We start from the raw sequence: 25,001 nt of genomic DNA on the forward strand, positions 1-25,001 counted from the left end.
ACAGGATTTACCAGTAATGACTTGAGATACAAGTTTTAACTTTTCCTCTGGTGTCCAATATTTATTTTGACTTTTGTGCCTTAAGACAGTAGGTCCATTAGCATCCTCAATTCTTGTCCATCTTCTAATTTGGTGTTGAAATTCTTCTTTGGTGATACCATCGGGAATATCTGGCAGAATTCCTTTCCGATACATTTCCACACATTTTCTTTTGAATTCATAACTATAACGCATAAAAATAACCCTCCTTACTGAACTTTACATTGTCCAGTAAAGAGGGTACATATCATTGTTTTAACTAGTGAGTGGCTTTTTGTGTTATTTAAAAAATCTAAACACACCTGTAACTTTACCAAGAATAGAGCAAGATGGAACGATAATAGGATCCATTGAGCTATTTTCAGGTTGTAAGCGAATATGATCGTCTTCTTTGTAGAAAGTCTTAACTGTTGCTTCATCTTCGATTAAAGCTACAACAATTTCACCATTTGATGCAGTGTTAGCTGATTCAACAAGAATTAAATCATTGTTAAAAATACCAGCCTCAATCATGCTATCGCCTTGAATTCTCAACATAAATGAATCAGCTTTAGGCATATTACCTGCTGGAATTGGAAAATAACTTTCAATATTTTCAATAGCAGTAATTGGTTGACCTGCAGCTACCTTTCCTACAACAGGAACAGCTACAACTTCATTGCGCATTCCATTGAAATTTTCGTCTATAATTTCGATTGCTCTAGGTTTTGCAGGATCACGTTTAATATATCCATTACGTTCTAATGTCTCTAAATGAGCATGAACTGAAGATGTTGATCTAAGATTAACAGCTTCACAAATATTTCTAACTGTTGGGGGATATCCCTTTTTTGTAATTTCAGATTTAATATAATCTAATATCTGTTTTTGTCTGACGGAGATTTTTCCGTATGCCATATAATTGACCTCCATAATGTTTATGATGAGATTATAATAACACAATATTGAATAAAATGCAAACATATATTCAGAAATTCTGTTCAAATTAATTATTCGAAGGTGGTTATATTGCAAAAAGTTTAACTTTATTATATAATTTTAGATTGATGGGTAAAAAATATAGGAAAGAGAAAGTAATTATGTTTAAATTATTTTATGTTATTTTTATGAATTTATTTAGGGCGCCGTATATGATCCCTAAAATGAGATTTTGGGCAGACCATCCAGAAATTTATTCAGAAGAAAAAAGATATTCGTTAGTAAGACATGTTATCAGTTTGATGAATAAGACTGGAAATATACATACAATTTCTTATGGAAATAACAATTTACCAAAGAATTCGGGATATATAATGTATCCCAACCATCAAGGAAAATATGATGTATTAGGAATAATGAATACGCATTTAAGACCTTGTTCATTTGTTATGGATAAGAAAAAATCTTATACTATTTTGGTTAGAGAATTTGTTGATTTAGTTGATGGCAAAAGGCTAGAAATTAATAATCCAAGACAGGGAATGGGCATTATTTCGCAGGTGGCTGAGTCAGTTAAGCAAGGAAAAGCTGTTATTATTTTTCCAGAGGGTGGATATGAGAATAATAATAGGAATATTTTATCTGATTTTAAGCCAGGATCATTTAAAATTGCTTTAAAATCTAAAGTACCGATTGTTCCGGTGGCCTTAATTGATTCATATAAGGTGTTTAATGCTGTTAATTTTGGAAAAATAATGACATACGTACATTATTTAGAACCAATATATTATGAAGAATATAAAGGTATGAAGACTCGAGAAATAGCTTTAGAGGTTAGAAAACGTATAGAGCAAAAAATAAATGAGGAAAAGTTAAAGCTTGAAAGAGAAAAAAAGAAAAATAATTATTTGACTTTTAAAAGAACTTGAATTACAAGTATAAGTATGATAAAATATTTAAATGTTAAAAGCTGTGAATGTGCAAAGTAGTTTCAAATACGTGTAAAGAGAGAGGAAGTCATGGGCTGGAAGCTTCCTTACTTTAGGTTTGAAATCGAAATTTCACACAGGAGCTGCGTGGGTGAATTTTTTGTAGCTTGCGACGTTAATACACGTTAAGTATTATTGAGAGCTTATTTTATACGAAATTCGAATAGAATAAAGAATGACAATTTTATGTGTATAAAATAAGAATCAGGGTGGTATCGCGGATTATAGTTTCGTCCCTATTAAGTAAGGGATGAAGCTTTTTTTTTACTTAATTTAAAAATTTAACTTTTTAGATTAATAAAGAGTTGATTTAATAAATAATAAAAAGGAGACAACAATGAACGAAAAATTGCTAGAAATCAAAAATAATGCAATTCGCCAAATTAAAGAAGCATCAAACTTAAATGCATTAAATGATGTAAGAGTTGCTTTTTTAGGAAAAAAGGGTGAATTAACAGCAGTATTAAAGAGTATGAAAGAAGTTAAACCTGAAGATAGACCTAAGGTTGGTCAGATGGTTAATGAAGCTAGAAAACAAATAGAAAATATTTTAGAAGAAACAAAAATTAAATTAGAAAATGAAGCTTTAAATCATAAATTACAAGCTGAAGTAATTGATGTTACTTTACCGGCTAAAAAGAAAAAAACAGGACATTCACATCCTAATACATTGGTACAAAATGAAGTTGAACGTATTTTTACAGGTATGGGATATGAAGTGGTAGAAGGACCAGAAATCGAAGAAGATTATTACAACTTTGAAGCGTTAAATATTCCTGCTAATCATCCAGCAAAAGATGAGCAAGATACATTCTATATCAATGATAAAATCTTACTTAGAACACAGACATCTCCTGTTCAGGTTAGAGTTATGGAAAAACAAAAATTACCAATTAGAATGATTGCTCCAGGTAGAGTTTTTAGAGCAGATGAAGTTGATGCAACTCATTCACCATCATTCCACCAGATTGAAGGTATGGTAATTGATAAGAATGTAACTTTTTCAGATTTGAAGGGTACTCTAACTAAATTTGTTAGACAAATGTTTGGAAAAGATACAAAAGTTAAATTTAGACCTCATCATTTCCCATTTACAGAACCATCAGCAGAAATGGATATCAGCTGCTTTAAGTGTGGTGGAAAAGGCTGTCGTTTTTGTAAAGGAGAAGGATGGATTGAAATTTTAGGTTGTGGTATGGTACATCCAAAAGTTCTTAAAATGAGTGGAATCGATCCAAATGAATACCAAGGATTTGCGTTCGGAGTAGGATTAGAAAGAATAACTCTTCTTAAGTACGAAATTGATGATATGAGATTATTATATGAAAATGATGACAGATTTTTAAATCAGTTTTAAAGTATGGTATTTTTTGAATAAATATATAATTTTTTCATGAAGTACTACATAAATTCAAAAAAGATGGAGAGGATAATAGGATGAATACATCATTAAATTGGATAAAAGATTTAGTGCCAGATTTAGAGTGTACAGATCAAGAATATATGGATGCAATGACATTATCAGGTACTAAAGTAGAACAAGGCGTTAGATTAGATAAAGACCTTGAGAAAATTGTTATAGGTAAAGTAGAAAAAATTGAGCAACATCCAGACGCTGATAAATTAGTTATTTGTCAAGTTAATATTGGAGAAGAAGAATTAATTCAAATAGTAACAGGTGCTCCAAATGTTTTTGAAGGAGCTAAAGTTCCAGTTGTTTTAGATGGCGGTAGAGTTGCTGGAGGACATGATGGAAAGTTAGTCGATGGAGGAGTTAAAATAAAAAAAGGTAAGCTTAGAGGAGTAGAATCATTTGGAATGATGTGTTCAATTGACGAACTTGGTTCTACAACTGAAATGTTTCCTAATGCTGCTGAAAATGGTCTTTATATTCTCCCAGATGATGCACCAGTTGGTCAAAGTGCGATTGAATATTTAGGATTAGATGATTTAATCGTAGAGTATGAAGTGACATCAAATAGAGTAGACTGTTTCTCAGTTTTAGGTATTGCAAGAGAAGCAGCAGCAACATTTGACAAAAAATTTGTTCCACCAGTTATTACTGAAGTTGGAAATGATGAAGATGTAAATGATTATATCAAAGTTAAAGTTGAAAATAATGAATTATGTAAGAGATATGTTGCAAGAGTTGTAAAAAATGTAAAATTTGCTCCTTCTCCAGAATGGATGCAAAAAAGATTACGTGCACAAGGAATTAGACCTATTAATAACTTAGTTGATATTACAAATTATGTAATGGAAGAAATGGGACAGCCAATGCATGCTTATGATTTGTCAACTATAGCTGGTAGAGAAATTATTGTTGATACTGCTAAAAATGGTCAAGAATTTATTACATTAGATGGTCAGACAAGAGTACTTGATAGTAATACTTTAACAATTAATGATGCACAAAAACAAGTTGGTATCGCTGGTATCATGGGTGGAGAAAATTCTATGATTACAGAAAATGTAAAAGATGTTCTTTTTGAAGCAGCTTGTTTTGATGGTACTAATATTAGATTATCTAGCAAAAAATTAGGTATGAGAACTGATGCATCATCAAAATTCGAAAAAGGTTTGGATCCTAATTTGGCGTTAGATGCAATGAATAGAGCTTGCCAATTAATTGAAGAATTAGGAGTTGGTGAAGTTGTAGGTGGCGCAATTGATATTTATCCAGTTAAGAGAGAAGGAGTAAATATTCCTTTTGAGCCAGAAAAATATAATAAATTATTAGGAACAGATATTGATAAAGAGACTATGATTTCTTATTTAGAGAAAATCGATTTAGTATATAATAGTCAAACTAATGAAATTGAAGTTCCATCTTGGAGACAGGATTTATTATGTGATGCCGATATAGCAGAAGAAGTTGTACGTTTTTATGGATATGATAAGATTCCTACAACACTTCCAAATGGACAGTCAACTGTAGGTAAAATTTCATTCAAACACCACATTGAGAAGATTGTAAAGAGTACAGTAGAGCATTGTGGATTTTCACAGGCAATGACATATTCATTTGAAAGTCCAAAAGTATATGATAAATTACTTTTAGATGAAAATGATGAAGCTAGAAAAGCAATTAAAATTGCTAATCCATTAGGAGAAGATTATTCAATAATGAGAACTCTTTCAATGAATGGAATGATGACATCATTATCAACTAACTTTGGAAGAAGAAATAAGGATGTTAGGTTATATGAATTAGGTAATGTGTATTTACCAAAACAACTTCCAATTACAGAATTACCAGATGAGAAAATGAAACTCACTCTTGGTATGTATGGAGAAGGAGATTTCTTTGATATGAAAGGATTTGTTGAAGAAATTTTCGAAGCAGTTGGTATGAGAAAGAAAGTTGAGTATTCACCTGAATCTAACTTAAATTATCTTCACCCAGGAAGACAAGCTAATATCATTTATGATGGTAAAGTAATTGGTTATCTTGGTGAAGTTCATCCGGTAGTTGCAAGTAATTATGCAATTAAAGATAGAGTTTATGTTGCGGTTTTAGATATGGAATTAATTACTGCTAATGCTTCATTTGATTATAAATATAAGCAGATTGTTAATTTCCCTGCATCTACAAGAGATCTTTCAATGGTTGTTCCAAGAGAAATCTTAGTAGGAGATATTGAAAAGGTATTTGATCAAAGAGGAGGTCAATACTTAGAAAGTTATAAATTGTTTGATGTATATGAAGGTGAACAGATTAAAGAAGGCTTTAAGTCAGTTGCTTATTCATTAGTATTCAGAGGAAAAGAAAAGAATCTTGAGGAAAATGATATTGCTAAGGCTATGAAAAAGATTTTAAATGGTCTTGAAGACTTAGGAATTGAACTTAGAGCATAAATATGTATATAGAAAGATTTTAGAGGTTATAAAATGGATGTAAAAGATTTTTATTACGACCTTCCACAGGAGCTTATTGCTCAAGATCCGCTAGAAGATCGTTCAAGTTCTAGATTATTGTTATTAGATAAGGCTACAGGAGATATCAAACATAAACATTTTAGAGATATTAAACATTTTCTTAAGCCAGGAGATTGTTTGGTAATTAATAATACAAAGGTTATACCAGCTAGATTATATGGTGTGAAAGAGGATACACAGGCTAAAATTGAAATCCTTCTTTTAAAAAGAAAAGAAAATGATATCTGGGAAACATTAGTTAAACCTGGAAAAAAAGCAAAAGTTGGTACTAGAATTATTTTTGGAGAGGGTATATTAGTTGGTGAGGTTGTCGATATAATAGAAGAAGGTAATAGATTGATTAAATTCTATTATGAAGGTATATTCGAAGAAATTCTTGATCAATTAGGACAAATGCCACTTCCACCATATATTACACATCAGTTAGAAGATAAGAATAGATATCAAACAGTGTATGCAAAATATGATGGTTCAGCAGCAGCTCCTACAGCAGGTCTTCACTTTACACCTGAATTATTGCAACAGGTAAAAGATATGGGAGTTGAAATTGCTGAAGTAACATTGCATGTTGGTTTAGGTACATTTAGACCTGTAAAAGTTGAAAATGTATTAGATCACCATATGCATTCAGAGTTTTATATGGTTTCAAAAGAAGCTGCTGATAAAATTAATAAGGCAAAAGCAAATGGAAATAGAGTGATTGCAGTTGGTACAACAAGTACTAGAACTCTTGAATCTGCCTCAGATGAAAATGGCGTATTAAAAGAGACAAGTGGATGGACAGAAATCTTTATATATCCAGGATACAAATTTAAAGTCATTGACGCTTTAATTACAAATTTCCATTTACCAGAATCAACTCTTGTTATGCTTGTTTCAGCATTAGCTGGACGTGAACATGTACTTAGTGCATATGAAAAAGCTATAGAAGAGAGATATCGTTTCTTTAGTTTCGGAGATGCAATGTTTATTACAGATGATATTATTGGAGATGAAAAACAATAGTATTTAAAAATAATAAATTCACAAAAAACATTGTTGATAAAGTTGAATTGTTGTAATATTATATTATGTATAGAGGCTTTGTTTGAAATTAGACAGGGTAAGTAATACCAGCACTTATGTTAACATAAAGGAGAAGAAGATATGGAAGAGAAGCGTAAACATAAAAGGCTTGATTTAGATGTTTCGATTCAGTTAGAACGTTTAGATCAAGAGGGTATAACTACATTAAAATATGTTCATGTTAATGTAACTGATATTTCAAGAAGTGGGATAGGTTTTTCGGCTAATCAGAAGCTCGACGTTGGTACTTATTATGATACAAAAATTCAAATATGGACTCAAGAAGTTGTAGATGCAGTTATTGAAATCGTTCGTAGAGAAGATAATGAAGATGGTTCATATCATTATGGATGTGTTTTCATAGGAATGACGGATACAGATGCATTAAAGATTGATATTTATCAAATATTCAACGATATTTAATTAAAGATATGATTATATTTTAATAATTAAGATAGACAATGAGAGTGTGATTACGTAATCACGCTCTCTTGCTTTATAATTGTAAAAAAAACAGAATTTATGGAGAATTAGATATGAAAATGATGAATGAATACCGTGTAAAAAAATTGAATAGGAAATCACCAATTGTGGTAGAAGTCCCAGGCTCAAAAAGTATTACTAATAGAGCATTATTATTAGCTGCTATGACAAATACAACGTGTAGAGTTAATGGGATTTTATTTAGTGATGATTCTAGACATTTTTTAAAGGCTTTATGTGATTTAGGGTTCAATGTTTTGGTAGATGAAAAAAACAAAACAGTTTCCATAGAGGGAAAAGGAGGAATAATTCCAAAACAAAAAGCAACAATAGATGTTGGAAGTGCTGGAACAGCAGCCCGTTTTTTGACTGCTTTTTGTGCTTTGAATAAAGGTGAATTTATAATCAATTCTTCGGAACAAATGAAAAAAAGACCTATGAAGGAATTACTAATTTGCTTAGAAGAATTAGGTTCTAATATTGAATATTTAGGAGAAAAATATCATTTTCCAATAAAAATATGTAATAAACATATGCAAAATTTAAAAGATGAAATAACTGTAAATGTTAACAAAAGTAGCCAATTTTTAAGTGCGTTATTAATTTCATCAGTAATTTTAAAAAAAGATTTTAAAATAAAAATTGATGGGACACATGGAATGGCATATGTACGTATGACAATTGAGATGATGAAACAATTTGGAGTAGAAGTAAAACAACTTGAAGAAAGAGTATATGTGATAAAAGAAGATTCAGTATATAGTTGCTCGAGTTATCAAGTGGAACCAGATGTATCAGCAGCATGTTATTTTTATGCATTAGGAGCAATTTGTTCTATAAAAGTTAAAGTTAAAAATGTAAAAAAAGAATCTTTACAAGGCGATATCAAATTCCTTGAAGTATTAGAAGATATGGGATGTAATGTATTAGAAGACGAAAATGGGGAAATTATTATTATTTCGCCATTAGAAAATAGAGTTAACTTAAAAGGCGGTACTTGGGATTTATCATCTTTTTCAGATCAAGCTTTAACATTATCAGCCATAGCTGTGTATGCGGATTCAAATGTTTGCATAAAAAATATCGGACATATAAGATTCCAAGAATGTGATAGAGTTAATGCGATTATTTCAAATTTGGAAAAAGTAAATGTTAAAACCGAAATTATTAAAAAAGAAGACGATAATCTTGATTTGGTAATATATCCAGTAGATGATTTTGATAAGATGCTTGTAGAAAGAAAAAAAATAAATGTAATTGAAACATATGAGGATCATAGGGTTGCAATGGCGTTTTCATTACTAGGAATTAGAAATGCAAAAATAATTATAGAAAATCCATTATGTTGCCGTAAAACATTTGAAAATTATTTTGATGTTTTAGACGGATTATATTAAAAAATAGTTTATTAAAAGTAAAAAAGAATTAAAACTTGCAAAGAAAAAATAATTTGCAAGTTTTAATTCTTTTTGAAACCATGACAATATAAAACTATGATTTACTTAAAATGATAATTCACTTTAAGTTATGGCTCATTTAACGAGTGTTATTGTTTTCTTTGATATATAGTGTAATTTTTAGCCTTTAAAATGTTTTTTGATTTGTTTAAGGATGATTCATCATAAAATTCGATTCTTAAAACGCCTTCTTCGAATTCTCGATTATTTATAATTCCGATATTTTTAATGCTGATTTGATTTGTAGCTAAAATAGTGGCAATTGTAGCTATACTACCGGCTTCATCGATTAAATCAAGATATAACTCAAAAGTCATTTGTTGTAAATTTGAAACAGGAATTAGCATAGAGTCTCTGTATTCTTTACAATCTTCAAAAAAAGCATACAATTCTTTGGATTCAGGATTAGTAAGTAGCATTTCTTTTAGGGAAGAAAGTTTTTCTTGAAATTTACCAATTAAGTTTGTGATTTCTTCTGTATTTGACATACAAATGCTTTGCCACATAGCTGGAGAAGAGGCGGCGATTCTTGTCATATCTCTAAAACCTCCAGCAGCTATTGTTTTCATTATTTGTTCATTATTATCGATTTCCTCTATTAAAGCAACTAGAGAATAAGCTATCATATGAGGAAGATGACTTATTGCAGCAGTTGCATGATCATGAAATTTATAGTTTAAAATAAGCGGAATTGAACCTAATGAAGAGACAAACTTAGAAAAATCCTTTAAATTTTCTTCAGTTGTTTCATTAGTTGGGGTAATTATGTAATATGCGTTTTCTAAAAGGTAACGATTAGCATTTGCTAATCCAACTTTTTCGGATCCCGTCATCGGATGACCACCTATAAAATTTTTTTCTAAATTAAGAGTTGATACCATTTTGTGTATCTCATTTTTGGTGCTACCAACATCTGTTATTATACAAGAAGGTTTTATAATATCTTTTAATTTTTTTAAATATGCAATGTTGTATTTTACTGGTGCGCATAAAAATATAATATCGCAGTCGTTAAATGAGTTTAATGATAACAAAGTATCATTATTTATAAGATTTAGTTTATATGCGTCTATAATAGTCTGTTCGTGTTTTGCAGTTGCAATAATTACTGTTTCTGGTTTATCATATTTAATTTTTTTTGCAATCGAGGCACCAATTAATCCAAATCCGATAAAACCAATTTTATTTATTTTCATAAAGTCCTCCTAATATCGTCTAAGTTACTTTTAATTGTACTATATTTTTTGGGTTAGTCAAACACTTTATTGGTTTAAATTTTTAAATTATAAAAAGGTATATTTTTAAAATCTATACAAATTTTAAAAATTGAATATTGTATATGAAAATAATTAATATTAAAATAGTATAGTATAATTTAATTAAGGGCAATTAAATTGTATTGCTTATAGAAGCAGGAAAGGAAAGTATAAAAGCAGGAAAGGAAAGTAGAATGTTAAAAATTTTCAAAAAATTCACTAAAAAAGAAGTTCTATTTATTGTAATTGCATTAAGCTTTATTGTTTTACAAGTAGGACTAGATTTGAAATTACCAGATTATATGGCGGATATTACTAAGTTACTTGAAGAAAAAAGTGGCGGACATGTTAGTGATATAATGGAAAAAGGGCTATATATGTTATTGTGTGCCTTAGGAAGTATGTTAGCATCATGTTTTGTAGGATTTTTAGCAGCTCAAGTTGCAGCTGGCTTAGCAAAACGTTTGCGTTCTGAAGTATATGAAAAAACAATGACATTTACAATGGAGGAAATTAATGCATTTTCAACAGATTCATTAATTACACGTACAACTAATGATGTTACTCAAATTCAAACTTTAATTGCTATGGGATTACAGGTTGTTATAAAGGCACCTATATTAGCAACATGGGCAATAATTAAAATCTCTAATAAAAATTGGAGATGGTCGTTTGCAACAGGGGTAACAGTTTTTATCATGATGTTTTATTTAACAGTTATGATAGCATTAGTTTTGCCTAAATTTAGAAAATTACAAATCCTTACAGATAATTTAAATAAAGTTACGAGGGAAAATTTGTCAGGAATAAGAGTTGTAAGAGCGTATAACGCAGAAATGTATCAAGAAGATAAATTTGATATTGCTAATCAAAATGTAATGAAGACAAATTTATTTACCGGAAGAAGTATGGCTTCTGTTTTCCCAATGATGTCTTTACTTATTTCTTCTTTGCCATTAGCAATTTATTGGATAGGAATGTATTTAATTAAAGATGCTAAAGATATTGGAACTAAATTTCAGTTATTCTCAGATATGGTTGTATTTTCATCATATGCACTTCAAGTTATTATGGCATTTATGATGTTGATAGTTGTGTTTTTTATTTTTCCAAGAGCCAATATATCTGCAAATCGTATAAATGAAGTTTTAGAAACAAGTAGTAAGATTTTTGATGGACAAATTACTACAAATAATCAAGAGGAAAAAGGAACAATTGAATTTAAAAATGTTGGATTTATGTATCCTGATGCGAGTGATTACGCAATTGAAAATATTAGTTTTAAGGCTAAAAAAGGTGAAACAATTGCATTTATTGGTGCAACAGGAAGTGGTAAAAGTACATTGATAAATTTGATACCTAGATTTTTTGACGTTACATCAGGTGAAATTCTAATTGATGGTGAAAATATTAAAAAGTATTCAAAAGATGTTTTAAGAAAAAAAATAGGATATGTTCCACAAAAAGCTGTTCTTTTTAAAGGAAGTATTTTTTCTAATGTGATGTTTGGAGATAATATTGATAATCTTGCAGAAGGTGAAATTAAGCAACTAGCAAATGATGCACTTGAAATATCACAGGCAAAAGAATTTGTTGATAAAATGAAAAAAGGAATAGATTCATCAATTGCTCAAGGTGGAAATAATGTTTCAGGTGGACAAAAACAAAGAATTTCTATAGCAAGGGCAATTGCGAGAAAACCTGAAATATTATTGTTTGATGATTCTTTTTCTGCATTAGATTATAAAACAGATAAAATTTTGAGAAAACAATTAAAGGAGCAAAAATCATCTACAACATCTTTAATTGTTGCACAAAGAATAGGAACAATTAAGGATGCAGATAAAATTGTTGTTTTAGATGCAGGAAAAATGGTTGGCTATGGTACTCATAAGGAATTATTAAATAATTGTAAAGTATATTATGAAATTGCCATTTCTCAACTTTCAGAAGATGAAATAAAGAAAGATATGTAAGGGGTGAGAACATGGAAGAGTTTAATTTTGGAGATTCTATGAAAAAATTAATACGTTATTGTAGAAAATACTATTTTCCAATAGTTGTAGCATTTATGTTATCTATTTTTGGAACAACTTTCAATATTATTGGACCAGATAGATTAAAAGAGGTAACAAATAAAATTGCAGAAGGTATTGTAACTAATGCGATGGATGTTGATGGTATTTTGAAAATTGTTACAATTCTCACGATACTATATGTATTAGGCTTTCTTTTCAATACAAGTCAGGGAATCATAATGGCGACATGCACACAAAAGATTACCAACAAAATGAGAAAAGATATTTCTTATAAGATAAATAAAATACCATTAAAGTATTTTGATCAGACAACAGTCGGTGATACATTATCAAGAGTTACTAATGATGTTGATACAATTGGACAGTCATTAAATCAAAGTATAGGAACGTTGGTATCCGGAATTACGATGTTTTTTGGTAGTTTATTTATGATGACAAAGACAAATTGGATAATGACGTTATCAGGTGTAGTAGCAACTATAATTGGGTTTATTGTAATGATTTTAATCACCAAAAAATCACAAAAGTATTTCGGACAACAGCAAGAAGAACTAGGTCATTTGAATGGTTTAATAGAGGAAACATATACGGGACATAATGTTATAGTCGCTTATAACGATGCTCATAAAGAAATAACAAAATTTAATGAAATTAATGAAAATCTATATAGTTCAGCATGGAAAAGTCAATTTTTATCAGGATTAATGATGCCGTTAATGACGTTTATAGGTAATTTAGGATATGTTGCGGTATGTGTTACAGGTGCAATTTTGGTCGAAAAAGATATGACTGAAATTGGAACAATAGTAGCTTTTATGATGTATATTAGATTGTTTACACAGCCTTTAGCACAGATGGCACAAGCAATTACATCATTACAAGCAACTGCAGCTGCAAGTGGAAGAGTATTTAAATTTTTAAGAGAAGACGAATTAGAAGATGAAAGCCATAAAACAGACGTTGTTGAAGATGTCAAAGGACATATAGAATTTAATCACGTTTCTTTTGGATACACAGATGATAAAATCATAATAAATGATTTTAATTTAGAGGTAAAACCAGGTGAAAAGGTTGCTATCGTAGGTCCTACAGGCGCTGGAAAAAGTACATTAGTAAATTTATTAATGAGATTCTACGAGACAAATTCGGGAACGATAAAAATTGATGGAAAAAATATAAAAGATTTAAAACGAGAACAGGTTCATTCAATGTTTGGAATGGTTTTACAAGATACATGGTTATTTGAAGGAACTATTAAAGACAATATACGATACAATTTATCTCATGTAAGTGATGAACAAATAATTAAAGCTAGTAAAGCAGTAGGATTGGATAAATTTGTTAGAGCGTTACCTAATGCATATGACACAGTTTTAGATGATAAAACAACATTATCAGCTGGACAAAAACAGTTGATTACAATTGCAAGAGCATATGTGTTAAATGCTCCAATGCTTATTTTAGACGAAGCTACTAGCTCTGTTGATACAAGAACAGAACTTATTATCCAAAAAGCAATGGATAAATTAGCTGAGGGAAGGACATGTTTTGTAATTGCGCATAGATTGTCGACCATAAAAAATGCAAATACAATTTTAGTGTTAAAAAATGGTAGCATAATTGAACATGGTAATCACGAACAATTGCTTGAATTAGGCGGATTTTATGCCGATTTATATAATAGTCAGTTTGAAATAGTTTAAGAAACAATAATGTCGGTGTGATTGTTATTTATAGTTAGGAGGGGACAAACTTGATTAATTATATTACAATTGAGCGAGAATATGGTAGTGGTGCAACAGAAATAGGCAAACGTTTGATGGAAAAGACAGGCATAAGGTGTTATGGCGGTGAAATATTAGAGTTAGCAGCAAAAAGAATGAAAAAAACTGTTGAACAACTTTTAGTTCTCGAGGAAAAAAATCTTGATAGTGTAAATTATACTTTAAGTATGATAGATAGTGCTGTTAGTGGTAAAAATGAAGTGCCTGATCATATTAAGCTTCATACTATCGAAAATGATATTATTAGAGAATTAGCAGATGAAGGACCAGCTGTTTTTATTGGTCATTGTGCAGGGTATGCCTTAAAGGACAGAGATGATGTGTTGCAGGTTTATATACATGGTAGCAAATCATTTAATAAATTTAGAGCAATAGAAAAATATCATATTTCTTCTGTTGATGCTGATAAAATTATGAAAAAGATAGATAGACGTAGAGCTAATTTTTACAACACGACTACAGGAAAAAAAATAGACGATATAAATAACTATGGCTTGATTTTAAATAGTTCTATTATTGGAATTGAAAAATGTGTTGATATATTAGCAGATATAATAAAAATATAGTATTTGAGTAGGAAAGCACTTTATTCAATAAAGTGCTTTTTTGCAAAATTAATAGATAACATAAATATAGAATTTTTATCAAAGTGATAAAATCTTTGTTAAAGAGTATACATATTTTGTAAACATAACAGAAGAATAATGTGATATAATATTCGAGATTATTCAATATAATATTTGACTGGAGGAACAATCATGCTAAAAAAAGAAATGATTTTTTTAGACTTGGATTTAAAAAGTAAAGAAGATGTTATTCAATTTTTAGGGAATAAGCTATACGAAAATGGCTACATAAGCAAAGATTATATTAATTCCATGTTAAAAAGAGAACAGGAAATGTCTACATATTTGAAGAATGGAATTGCTATTCCACATGGAATTATAAGTGAATCTATCGAAGGAATTAAGAAAAATGGAATTTGTATAGCAATTTTGAAGGATGACATTGAATGGGATGTAGAAAATAAAGTTAAAATAGTGCTTGCAATTGCAGCAGACAGATTTACTCATATGGAAATATTAGCTAAAGTTGCAAAAATAGCATCTGACAATGACAAGATAAAAAAATTACTTGAAATGTCAGAAGAGGAAATATTTGCAAATTATAGTAATTAAAAAAGATCAAATAAGGATAGCTGGCGATAATCGCCATTGTCTAAATTAGTTGCAAAAATACCAACAAGGCGTATAGTATCCCCTTTCATGAACAATCCGGATTCACCAAGTAATTCCTTATTAACTAAATCAATGGCAGTAGAATAAATTACATTACTATCATTTGTAGAAATTAATAAAGATGTTTGAGTTGAATGAGTTTTAAAGTGGTTAGTTTTAAGGGTAATACCAATAGTACTAGCATAAGCATTATCTTTAATCATTCGTCTACTTATATTTTGTGATAAGTGTTGAATGATATTTTGAATATCTGAATCATAATTATCTATTGTGAGGTTCGATGGCATGGTACGCTCACTTGAATAACTTTTGGCTATCCTTTTAGAAGAGGAAACAGCAGATGTATTGATGCCATTTGAACTATAATAGATATAATTACCGTGTTTTTCACCCAAAATAGAACAAAGAACTTCTAAATCAGTATGGGCTGCATCTCCGATTGTTTTAATACCTAATGAAGTAAGCTTTAATGAAGTTGACTTACCACAGCCATGTAGTTCGTTTATTGGAAGTGGCCACATTTTTTGCGATATTTCTTCTTCGAATAAAGTATGTACACGGTTGGGTTTAGTGAAATCGGAAGCCATTTTCGCAAGTAGTTTGTTAGTAGAAATTCCAACATTTACGGTAAAACCAAGCTTAGAATAAATAGTATCTTTTATTTCGTGAGCTAAAGATAATGGATAAGTTAAGTTATCTTTAACCAAGTCTTTATACATATCATATAAATCCGTGAAATCACAATATGCTTCATCAATTGAAACTTGTTGAACATATGGTGTATAAGAACGAAGAATATCAATAAATAATTTTGAGTAATGTTTATATAATTCAAAATTCGTTGGAACAACTACAAGTGAAGGACATTTTTTAAGTGCATTAACAACAGATTCACCAGATTGAATACCATATTTCTTCGCAGGAATAGAACGTGCAGATATTATGCCATGGCGACTATTAATATCTCCACCAATTGCAGAAGGAATGGTTCTAAGATCTATTCTTTTCGGATTTTTATTAAGCAAATCAACTGCTGTCCATGACAAGAAAGCTGAATTTACATCTATATGAAAAATAAGAGGTGAATTTGCGTAATTTTTTCTCTGATACATAAAAAACCCTTCCTTCAACACAATACATTTGTTCTATTATATCTTAAAATAATAATTGATGCAACACAAAATTAAATATGATAAACTGTAGAAAGTGGCTAATTTTTTGAAACTCATATCCGATTCTAGAGTTAGGAATCTGTTTATGGGGTGTAAATTCGAAAGGAGACTAGTTTAAATGGCAAAAATTAATGGGAAAAAACAAAAAGTAGCTGTAATTACGGGTGCAAGCTCTGGAATAGGAAGAGAATTTGCATATGAATTTGCTAGAGAAGGATATCAATTAGTTTTAATCGCAAGAAGAATTGATCGTTTAGAAGAAATTAAAAAAAATGTAAAAACAAAAACGACAATAATTCAGGCTGATATTACTAAGCCAAGCGATATTTTAAATGTTTTAAATATAATAAAACCACTTGATATTTCTGTGTTTATTAATAATGCGGGGTTTGGACTTAGTGGAACATTTATAAGTAGCGATTTACAAAGAGAAGTTGAAATGATTGAGTTGAATGTAAAAGCTATGCATGTTTTTACAAAGGTAATAACAAGAAAAATGATAAAACAAAAACATGGTTATTTGTTAAATATAGCCTCTTCAGCGGGACTTTTTCCAGCAGGACCATATATGAGTACCTATTATGCAACAAAATCATACGTATCAAGCCTGACATTAGCAATTGCAGAAGAATTAAAACAAATGAAATCACCGATTTACATTGGTTGTTTGTGTCCAGGACCTGTTAATACAGAGTTTAATGATGTTGCAAAAGTTAGTTTCGCATTGAAAGGCATAAGTGCAAAATATTGTGTTAAATATACACTTAGACAAATGAGAAAGAAAAAGGTTTTGATAGTACCAACTGCTCAAATGAAGTTAGCAATTTTCTTCTCTAAATTTTTACCATTAGATATATTAATCAGATTGGTTAGTGGTCAACAGAAAAAGAAAATGGGCTGATAATTATGAATTTTATGATAATTAAAAATGGATTATATTAATGCATGAAAAGATGCGAAAACATGCTGAAAATGACAAAAAGTTAACACGTAAATGACCTAAAATCAGTATTGAAAAATCAGAGTATATCTTGTATAATAAAGACAGATTAAGGAACACCTGGGATGTACGATAATCTTGTATATTTAGAACCTACATTTACTTTAAAAGGGACACCTAAATCGCTTATTAGATGTCAAGCCTCCGATGAGACAGTGGAAGGCAGAAGATGAGTTGCGGTAACCCACCTAGCTTTCGCTAGGAGTCTAAATTGCAAGAACCGGCATTTTGGGTTCCTTTTTTATTTAATAAAAGTTCTGCAAAGTAATAAATTACGTCTAAATTATAATGAAATTAAAATAAAGTTTTTCCGATATAGAAGTTATGAAGTGTTAATGTGTTTTATAGATTTTTATAAAAAGTGAAGGATTATGGTGAATAATATGGACATCAATTCAAACAATAATTCCAACAATGAACTAATTCAAAAAAAAGAAAAAAGAGCACCGGGTGGCTTTTTTGTTTATAAAGCCAACGAAAAAGAAGAAATAGTATATGCCGATTATGGTGTGATTAATATTTTTGAATGTGATGATTTTGACGATTTTTTCGAGTTTACAAACGGAACATTTGAAGGTATGGTTCACCCAGATGATTATGCAGAGATGGAATATACCATATGGAATCAACTAAATGATAAAAAATTAGAATATGATTATGTAAAGTACAGAATTATTACAAAAAAAGGCAATATTAAGCAGATAGAAGATTTTGGACATTTAGTTAATATGGCAAATGGAGAGTCGTTTTTTTATGTATTAATAATTGAAAAACAAGATGTTATTCCTTCGTTAAATTTAGATAGAATGATTAAAAATGATGATCTGTATGTCAAGGAAGAATATGATATTTTAACAGGTCTGTTTAAGATGCATAAATTTTTTACATTAGTAGAGGATGAATCTCTTGATAAAGAAAAAGTTAATGCTGGAATGTTTGTTGTTTATTTTGATGTCGAAAGTTTTAAAAGTTATAATGAAAACTATGGATATGATAGAGGAGACGAGTTACTTTGCTTTGTTGCCAAAATCCTAGAAAATGAGTTCCCAGATGGTATAATATCGCGATTTTCAGATGATCATTTTGCGGTATGTTGTCAAAGTGATGAAATAGTTTCACAAATTGAAAGAATACACAGAAAAGTAGATGATTATAGTGAGGGTAGACCACTTGAGATTAAGGCGGGAATTTATCCAATATATGATGTTATAGAAAATGGTTCGATTGTTTGTGATCGAGCTAGAATAGCATGTAGTGAAATAAAAGGAAGATTTGATGAGTTTTATAATTACTACGATGAGGATTTAGGCTATCATGTCAAACAGCAGCAGTATATTATAGATAATTTTGATGAGGCATTGCAAAATGGCTCTATTAAAGTATATTATCAACCAATTGTTCGTGTGATGACGGGAAAGGTATGTGCTTTTGAAGCATTAGCACGTTGGCAAGATGATGAATATGGCATGATTTCCCCAGGTGTTTTTATTGAAGTTTTAGAAAAATTTCATTTGATTCATAAATTAGATTTATATATGATTAGAAAAGTTTGTCAGGACTATGATAGCAAAAAAAAATATAACAGATCATGTGTTCCCGTTTCTATCAATTTGTCTCGATTAGATTTTCAATTATGTCATATTTTTAAACTAATAGAAGAAATAAGAAATGAATACAATGTTCCAACTAAGATGATTGATATTGAAATTACAGAAAGCGCACTAAATAATGATTTGGATTATTTAAAACTTCAGATTATGAAATTCAAACAAGCGGGTTATAATGTATGGGTTGATGATTTTGGAAGTGGATACTCTGCACTTAATATTTTGACAAATTATGAGTTTGATGTTGCAAAATTAGATATGTCTTTTATTAAGCAATTTAATGACATCAAAATGAAAATAATGATTCAGTCTTTGATTTATGTTATTAAAGATATAGGAATACAATCTTTTGCAGAAGGCGTAGAAACGATAGAACAATATGAGTTTTTAAAGAGTATTGGATGTGAAAAAGTACAAGGCTTTTTCTTTGGTAAGCCATTGCCATTATTAGAAGTTTATCATTACATAGATGCTAATGGAATGCAGTTAGAAACTTTTAATGAATGTAGTTATCAAGACAAAATTGGTAGATTAAATATAAAAAATAATTTGAAAAACAAAGACAGTAAAAGTGATTTTCCATCAGCTATTATTGAAATTGAAGAAGATAGGGTGTCTTTTTTATTTGCATCGGATGCATTTAAACAAGAAATAGCAGAAGTAGGTTTTGAAAGCGTTGAAAATTTAGAAAAATTCTGTAATGAAAATAAACAGTTAGCAACAAATAAAATTAGTGAGTTAGTTCAAAATTCTATTTTAAGTGGAAAAGAAGAGAAGACAGATTGGATAATTCGAGGTAAATATTGTTATATATGGATTGATGTTATAGCTGTATATGGTAAGTGTTGTGCAGCTAAAACTATGATTTTAAACAGGCAAAAGTATATAGATGATTGCCTAAAGATTGAAGAAATGGATAGTTATTTAAGGGAATTATATACTATATACAATAGAGTAGATATGCTTGATATTGATGATAATCAAGTTGAAACTATATACACTAATAGTAAAGCAATAGCACCTATGATTGCAAAGAGAGAAGCAACAGGAATAATTGAATATGTTGCCGATAAGTACATTCATCCAGATGATAGAAAGAATTTTTGCAAATTGTATGATATTAGTACTATAGAACAAAGAATTTTCAATGAAGAAAATGATTTTCTATGGGGAGTATATAGAGTAAAAGTAAGCAATAAATATGTTTGGCAAATTTTTAATGTCATTTTTGTTAAAAGAGAAGAAAAGAGATTTATAATTTCTTGTATGCGTGATATGTATGACAGAGGTGAAAGTTTATTTGGTTTACAAGAGTTTAATATGTTATTTGAAAATTTCTCATTGCCATTTATTATTTTAAAAGTCGAAGTTGAAAAAAAAGAGAAAATAACGGATTTAGTTATTAAATATTCAAATGAGAAGTTCAAACAAAATGTAAAAGAGGATGCAGAAGAAAAATCATTAAAAGAACTTGATATGGAAATATATGAAGTTCTAAAAAATCATTGTTATAGGGCTGCATATTTAGATGAAGATATCCATGAAAAAGTATATTGTAAATCGTTAGATATATGGTTAGAAGTTGTAATAAACAAAATTGCAAGAGATGGATTTTGTGCTGTTGCTATGAAGGATATTACTGAAGAATATAAAAAATCCTATGAGACAGATGTTAAATTTAGTACAGATAATTTTATTATACGTTGTGCTAAAATTTTGCAGGGAACAACTAGTTTTAAATATAGAATAAATCATATTTTAAAAGAAATTGGCAATGCACTTAAGCCAACACGAGCTTATATAATAGAAATTTCTTATGAAGAAGTGTTTATTAATTTCGTATGGATAAAAGATGAACAATATAATGACGTAGAGGTTTATAATAATTTAAATTATGACATTATAAAACAGTGGCCAGAATATGCATATGAAAACGATAGAATAATGATTGATGTAGATAGAAGAATTAATACAGCTCAGTTAGGAGATATGTTTAGATTGATGCTACTTCGTCATGGAATACATAGAGTTATTATGGTACCACTTTATGATGATAACGGAGCAATAATTGGCTATTTAGGGGTAGAAAATTTTGAAAACAGTACAAAGTATGATATCAATAATTTATTAGATACTATATCTTATTTTATTTCAACTGAGATGAGAAAACACGAATTGATAAAGAATCTTGAATATTTAGGAAAAAACGATGTGATGACAGGCGTTAGAAATAGATATTCAATGGATCAAGAAATTGCAAGAGTTGAAAACAGAAGATGTGCTGTTGGCGTTATTTTCATAGACGTAAATGGAATGAAGAAAATAAACGACATGTTTGGACATGAAAAAGGAGATAAAGTAATAATTGACGTTGCTAGAGCTATAAGAAGTGTTTTCAATAAAAATAACATTTATAGAGCTGGAGGAGATGAGTTTGTAGTAATTCTTGAAGATATTTCAGAAAGTCTTTTTGAGGAAAAAGTAAATGATCTTAGAAAATTGGTTAGCTCAACTAAGAGATTTACTATATCATTTGGGTTTGCTTGGGATGATGGAAAGAAAGATTTTAAAAATGTCATGAGAATCGCAGATGCTTTCATGTACAAAAATAAAGCAGAATATTATAGAATTTTAACTGAAGATGAAAAAACAAAAAAAAAATAAAAAAACATAAAAAAAGGGGTTAAGTTTTTTGTAGAAGAAGTCGATAGAAGAATTTGTTATAAAAAATATGATTTTGAGGGAGGTCATATTTTGCAATATGGGAGAGCATAGTTTTTAATCTACGGGGTAAATACGGACAAGCTGAGAGCTGAGAAAGGATTGCATATGTTACAAAAATTGAAAATGGAAAAAGAAAGCTTAAAATTGACAACAAGACAGGACAAGATTTTAATTAAATTACTAAAGGAGTTTGATTCTACAATCAGAGTAATACCAGGATTACAAAAATCGCTTGATGAAAAAAAGGAACTAGAAGATTGTACTAAAGAAGATTTTTGTAACGGTTTGAATGGTATCAGAAATAGGCTAGAATTTTGCTACATTAATTACTTGTTAACAGAAGAAGATGTTGTGATTTTATCGATGGAATTTACAGATAGAGTCAGCATTTTTTATCAGGAATTTGGTTTGACATATAAAAATGAAGAATATGCCAATGTAGGTGTTTTTGCTATGGCATTGTATTTTGCTTTTATTAGAAGATATGATGCAGCAATGAAGACCACTAGAATTCTGATGAAAATGTCAGGTGCTGAGATGATTCAAAAGAAATCAAATGAGTTGTATTTTGAATTAGAACAGATTTTATTAGATGATATTGTTAAATGTAATGTTTATTCTAACAATGATTTATCATCAACGAATTTTGAAAACGTTAGAACTATATATTCATTTGTTGAAAATCAAGAAAATGAGAATTATAGAGGTTATTTAGAAAGATTGTATTCGACAGATGTATTTATGAATGATGTTGATGTTGCAATTGAAACTTTTATACATGATATTTTAGTATTTATTATTGCAGTAGGTGGAAAAAATGAACTGTATTTTACTGACAGTACAAAATATTCTCCAACAGATATATTAAAGAACAAAAATCGTTATTTAGTTAAAGTTGATATTAATGATAGAGAATGGACTTTTATAAATAATAAATAATTAACATACAAACGGTAAGAGCTAAAAGCCCTTGTTAGAGTCGTGTATCGTGTCTTAACATGTTGAGAAAGGTACATATCTAATGTAGGGCTTTTTATAATTAAATTGTAGTAAAGGGAATAATTATTATGAAATTTTGTTATACAAAAAATTATTGACAACACCACTTTATTGTGCTAAATTAATAAACAGAAAGTATTATTGTATACAATAATTCAATGATATACAAGTACAAAGCGAAACATAAATGGATAGAGTTATATATTTTAAGGAGTTATAAAATGAGAGACGTAATATTTAATAATAAGAACAATTTACTACAATTAGAAGAACATTTTTATCAATTGGTAGATGTTAAAGAACCAAATACATTTCATAATTTATTTCCGTATGATCAGATTCCTAAAATAGCATTTAATGATAGAATTGTTCCACATAATATGCCAGAGGAAATTTGGATTACTGACACAACATTTAGAGATGGTCAGCAGTCGAGAGCACCTTATACCCCAGAACAGATAGTTACAATTTATGATTATTTAAATAAGTTAGGTGGACCAAAAGGAAAAATTCGTCAGAGTGAGTTTTTCTTGTATAGCAAAAAAGATCAAGAAGCTGTATATAAGTGCTTAGAGAGAGGATATAAATTTCCTGAGGTTACATCATGGATTAGAGCTAATAAAAAGGATTTTCAATTGGTTAAAGATCTTGGATTAAGAGAAACTGGAATTTTAGTTAGTTGTTCGGATTATCATATTTTTTACAAAATGCATATGACAAGAAAAGAAGTTATGAACCTTTATTTAAGTGTTATTAGAGAATGCTTAGAAACGGGTGTAAGTCCAAGATGTCATTTAGAAGATATTACACGTTCAGATATTTATGGTTTTGTAATTCCATTTTGTGTTGAACTTATGAAATTAATGGACGAATATAAAATTCCGATTAAGATTAGGGCATGTGATACAATGGGATATGGAGTTAATTTTCCAGGTGCCGTTATTCCAAGAAGTGTTCCAGGTATAATTTATGGTTTGACTACACATGCTGGTGTTCCTTCTGAATTAATTGAATGGCATGGTCACAATGATTTCTACAAAGCAGTTAATAATTCTACAACTGCATGGTTATATGGTGCAAGTGGAGTAAATTGTTCATTATTTGGTATCGGTGAGAGAACAGGAAATACTCCCCTTGAAGCGATGGTGTTTGAATATGCACAGCTTAGAGGAACATTAGATGGAATGGATACAAGAGTTATAACTGAACTTTCAGAATACTTTGAAAAAGAGATTGGTTACAAACAACCAATTCAGACTCCATTTGTCGGTAAAAATTTTAACGTAACAAGAGCAGGAATTCATGCTGATGGATTACTTAAAAATGAGGAAATATATAATATTTTTGATACAAAAAAATTTTTAGATAGAGCGCCACTTGTTGCAATTTCAAATACATCAGGTTTGGCAGGAATTGCATATTGGATTAATAATTATTATAATCTTTCTGATGAAAGAAAGGTTGACAAAAATAGTGAGCTTGTTAAAATGATAAAGGCTTGGGTTGATTCGCAATATGCACAAGGTAGAGTTACAGCATTAACGGATAATGAAATTGTTGTGCAGATAACGGATTGTTGTAAAAAACTCAATGTTGTTTTATAAAAAAATAAGATGAGGTAAAGTATGACAAAAGATAATCATTCATTAAGTGCGAGAGTATTTCATAAGATACGTAAAGATATCCTTACTGGAAAATATGTAAGAAATGAAGAACTTAAAGAAAAAGCTATAGGTGACGAATTAGGAGTAAGTAGAACTCCAGTTAGAGAAGCTTTTCGTCAGTTAGAACTTGAGGGTCTTATTTCAATTGTTCCTAATAAAGGAGCATGCGTTATAGGTTTATCAGAAAAAGATGTACATGATATCTATGAAATTCGTTCTTTGTTAGAGGGGCTATGTGCAAAATGGGCAGCCAAAAATATTACAGACGAGCAGTTGCAAGAATTAGAAGAAAATGTATATTTAACAGAATTTTATGCTCGTAAGGCTAATCAAGAGCAGATGGTCGATTTAGATAATAAATTTCACGAGGTATTATATGATGCATCAGGCAGCAGTGAATTAAGAAGAGTATTAATTGAATATCACTTATATGTTCAAGAAGCTCGTTCTATTTCACTATCTAATCCAGAGCGTGTTCCAAAGTTTATGAATGAGCATAAGGCTATTGTTGAAGCATTAAAAGAACATGATAGCAGAAAAGCAGAAAAATTGGCTAAAGTTCATATGAAAAACACAATGTTAAACATGGATGAAATTGGATGGGGAAATTTGGTATAATATATGTAAT

The 25,001-nt window shown here is 29.6% G+C and carries 18 protein-coding genes, 1 other RNA gene, 1 pseudogene and 1 other annotated feature; of the genes and pseudogenes, 16 read left to right on the forward strand and 4 right to left on the reverse strand.

From position 1 onward, the window contains the following. Positions 1 to 234 (reverse strand): annotated as a pseudogene (locus tag BMY79_RS01315) (helix-turn-helix domain-containing protein); the annotation flags it as partial. Positions 235 to 318: 84 nt separating this feature from the next. Continuing rightward, positions 319 to 936 (reverse strand): transcriptional repressor LexA, encoded by a 618-nt coding sequence (lexA, locus tag BMY79_RS01320; protein WP_022748585.1) that lies wholly within the window; start codon positions 934 to 936, stop codon positions 319 to 321. A 182-nt stretch (positions 937 to 1,118) separates the two neighbouring features. Here lexA and BMY79_RS01325 point away from each other — a divergent pair, with 182 nt between their 5' ends. The 6 genes from BMY79_RS01325 (at position 1,119) to aroA (ending at position 8,830) form a co-directional block, all read left to right on the forward strand. After that, on the forward strand, positions 1,119 to 1,886 hold the full coding sequence (locus BMY79_RS01325; protein ID WP_022748584.1) for a lysophospholipid acyltransferase family protein: 768 nt from the start codon (positions 1,119 to 1,121) through the stop codon (positions 1,884 to 1,886). A 34-nt stretch (positions 1,887 to 1,920) separates the two neighbouring features. Continuing rightward, positions 1,921 to 2,187 (forward strand) — a binding site (T-box leader). A gap of 96 nt (positions 2,188 to 2,283) precedes the next feature. Next, complete coding sequence (pheS, locus tag BMY79_RS01330; RefSeq protein ID WP_022748583.1) at positions 2,284 to 3,303, forward strand: phenylalanine--tRNA ligase subunit alpha; 1,020 nt, start codon at positions 2,284 to 2,286, stop codon at positions 3,301 to 3,303. Between the two features lie 80 nt (positions 3,304 to 3,383). Then, a complete protein-coding gene (pheT, locus tag BMY79_RS01335; protein ID WP_074730330.1) occupies positions 3,384 to 5,804 on the forward strand; it encodes a phenylalanine--tRNA ligase subunit beta in 2,421 nt (806 codons plus the stop codon). A 33-nt stretch (positions 5,805 to 5,837) separates the two neighbouring features. Continuing rightward, positions 5,838 to 6,890 (forward strand): tRNA preQ1(34) S-adenosylmethionine ribosyltransferase-isomerase QueA, encoded by a 1,053-nt coding sequence (gene queA / locus BMY79_RS01340; protein ID WP_022748580.1) that lies wholly within the window; start codon positions 5,838 to 5,840, stop codon positions 6,888 to 6,890. A 141-nt stretch (positions 6,891 to 7,031) separates the two neighbouring features. Further along, positions 7,032 to 7,373 (forward strand): PilZ domain-containing protein, encoded by a 342-nt coding sequence (locus BMY79_RS01345; protein ID WP_022748578.1) that lies wholly within the window; start codon positions 7,032 to 7,034, stop codon positions 7,371 to 7,373. Positions 7,374 to 7,486: 113 nt separating this feature from the next. Further along, positions 7,487 to 8,830, forward strand: a complete 1,344-nt coding sequence (gene aroA, locus BMY79_RS01350; RefSeq protein WP_022748577.1) for a 3-phosphoshikimate 1-carboxyvinyltransferase — start codon at positions 7,487 to 7,489, stop codon at positions 8,828 to 8,830. Between the two features lie 149 nt (positions 8,831 to 8,979). Here aroA and BMY79_RS01355 read toward each other — a convergent pair whose 3' ends face one another. After that, complete coding sequence (locus BMY79_RS01355) at positions 8,980 to 10,086, reverse strand: prephenate dehydrogenase/arogenate dehydrogenase family protein (RefSeq protein WP_022748576.1); 1,107 nt, start codon at positions 10,084 to 10,086, stop codon at positions 8,980 to 8,982. A gap of 254 nt (positions 10,087 to 10,340) precedes the next feature. Between BMY79_RS01355 and BMY79_RS01360 the strand changes: the two genes are divergently transcribed. The 4 genes from BMY79_RS01360 to BMY79_RS01375 all read left to right on the forward strand — a co-directional run bounded on the left by BMY79_RS01360 (position 10,341) and on the right by BMY79_RS01375 (position 15,147). After that, positions 10,341 to 12,122 (forward strand): ABC transporter ATP-binding protein, encoded by a 1,782-nt coding sequence (locus BMY79_RS01360; protein ID WP_027421841.1) that lies wholly within the window; start codon positions 10,341 to 10,343, stop codon positions 12,120 to 12,122. A gap of 11 nt (positions 12,123 to 12,133) precedes the next feature. Then, complete coding sequence (locus BMY79_RS01365; RefSeq protein ID WP_022748573.1) at positions 12,134 to 13,888, forward strand: ABC transporter ATP-binding protein; 1,755 nt, start codon at positions 12,134 to 12,136, stop codon at positions 13,886 to 13,888. Between the two features lie 50 nt (positions 13,889 to 13,938). Further along, on the forward strand, positions 13,939 to 14,535 hold the full coding sequence (locus BMY79_RS01370) for a cytidylate kinase-like family protein (RefSeq protein ID WP_022748571.1): 597 nt from the start codon (positions 13,939 to 13,941) through the stop codon (positions 14,533 to 14,535). Positions 14,536 to 14,727: 192 nt separating this feature from the next. After that, positions 14,728 to 15,147, forward strand: a complete 420-nt coding sequence (locus BMY79_RS01375) for a PTS mannitol transporter subunit IIA (RefSeq protein WP_022748570.1) — start codon at positions 14,728 to 14,730, stop codon at positions 15,145 to 15,147. On the opposite strand, the gene BMY79_RS01380 is transcribed toward BMY79_RS01375, so the two are convergent. Further along, complete coding sequence (locus tag BMY79_RS01380) at positions 15,144 to 16,319, reverse strand: Y-family DNA polymerase (RefSeq protein WP_051532785.1); 1,176 nt, start codon at positions 16,317 to 16,319, stop codon at positions 15,144 to 15,146. The two genes, BMY79_RS01375 and BMY79_RS01380, sit on opposite strands and share 4 nt — an antisense overlap. Before the next feature lie 178 nt (positions 16,320 to 16,497). Here BMY79_RS01380 and BMY79_RS01385 point away from each other — a divergent pair, with 178 nt between their 5' ends. From BMY79_RS01385 to BMY79_RS01410, 6 genes are all read left to right on the forward strand, one after another. After that, on the forward strand, positions 16,498 to 17,280 hold the full coding sequence (locus BMY79_RS01385; RefSeq protein ID WP_022748567.1) for an SDR family NAD(P)-dependent oxidoreductase: 783 nt from the start codon (positions 16,498 to 16,500) through the stop codon (positions 17,278 to 17,280). A 153-nt stretch (positions 17,281 to 17,433) separates the two neighbouring features. Beyond that, a non-coding RNA gene (ssrS, locus tag BMY79_RS01390) (6S RNA) lies at positions 17,434 to 17,618 on the forward strand. Between the two features lie 144 nt (positions 17,619 to 17,762). Then, positions 17,763 to 21,650 carry an EAL domain-containing protein gene (locus BMY79_RS01395; RefSeq protein WP_177176415.1) on the forward strand — a complete coding sequence of 1,296 codons (3,888 nt, stop codon included), beginning with the start codon at positions 17,763 to 17,765 and terminating at the stop codon, positions 21,648 to 21,650. Positions 21,651 to 21,815: 165 nt separating this feature from the next. Next, positions 21,816 to 22,649 (forward strand): hypothetical protein, encoded by an 834-nt coding sequence (locus tag BMY79_RS01400; protein WP_029067383.1) that lies wholly within the window; start codon positions 21,816 to 21,818, stop codon positions 22,647 to 22,649. A 281-nt stretch (positions 22,650 to 22,930) separates the two neighbouring features. Further along, the gene (locus BMY79_RS01405; RefSeq protein ID WP_022748563.1) at positions 22,931 to 24,313 is read left to right on the forward strand and encodes a 2-isopropylmalate synthase; all 1,383 of its coding nucleotides are present in this window, start codon (positions 22,931 to 22,933) and stop codon (positions 24,311 to 24,313) included. Positions 24,314 to 24,334: 21 nt separating this feature from the next. After that, a complete protein-coding gene (locus tag BMY79_RS01410; protein WP_022748561.1) occupies positions 24,335 to 24,991 on the forward strand; it encodes a GntR family transcriptional regulator in 657 nt (218 codons plus the stop codon). The last annotated feature ends 10 nt before the right edge of the window (positions 24,992 to 25,001 follow it).

The organism is Lachnobacterium bovis (genome assembly GCF_900111325.1).
In the GTDB taxonomy this organism is placed as follows: domain Bacteria; phylum Bacillota; class Clostridia; order Lachnospirales; family Lachnospiraceae; genus Roseburia; species Roseburia bovis_A.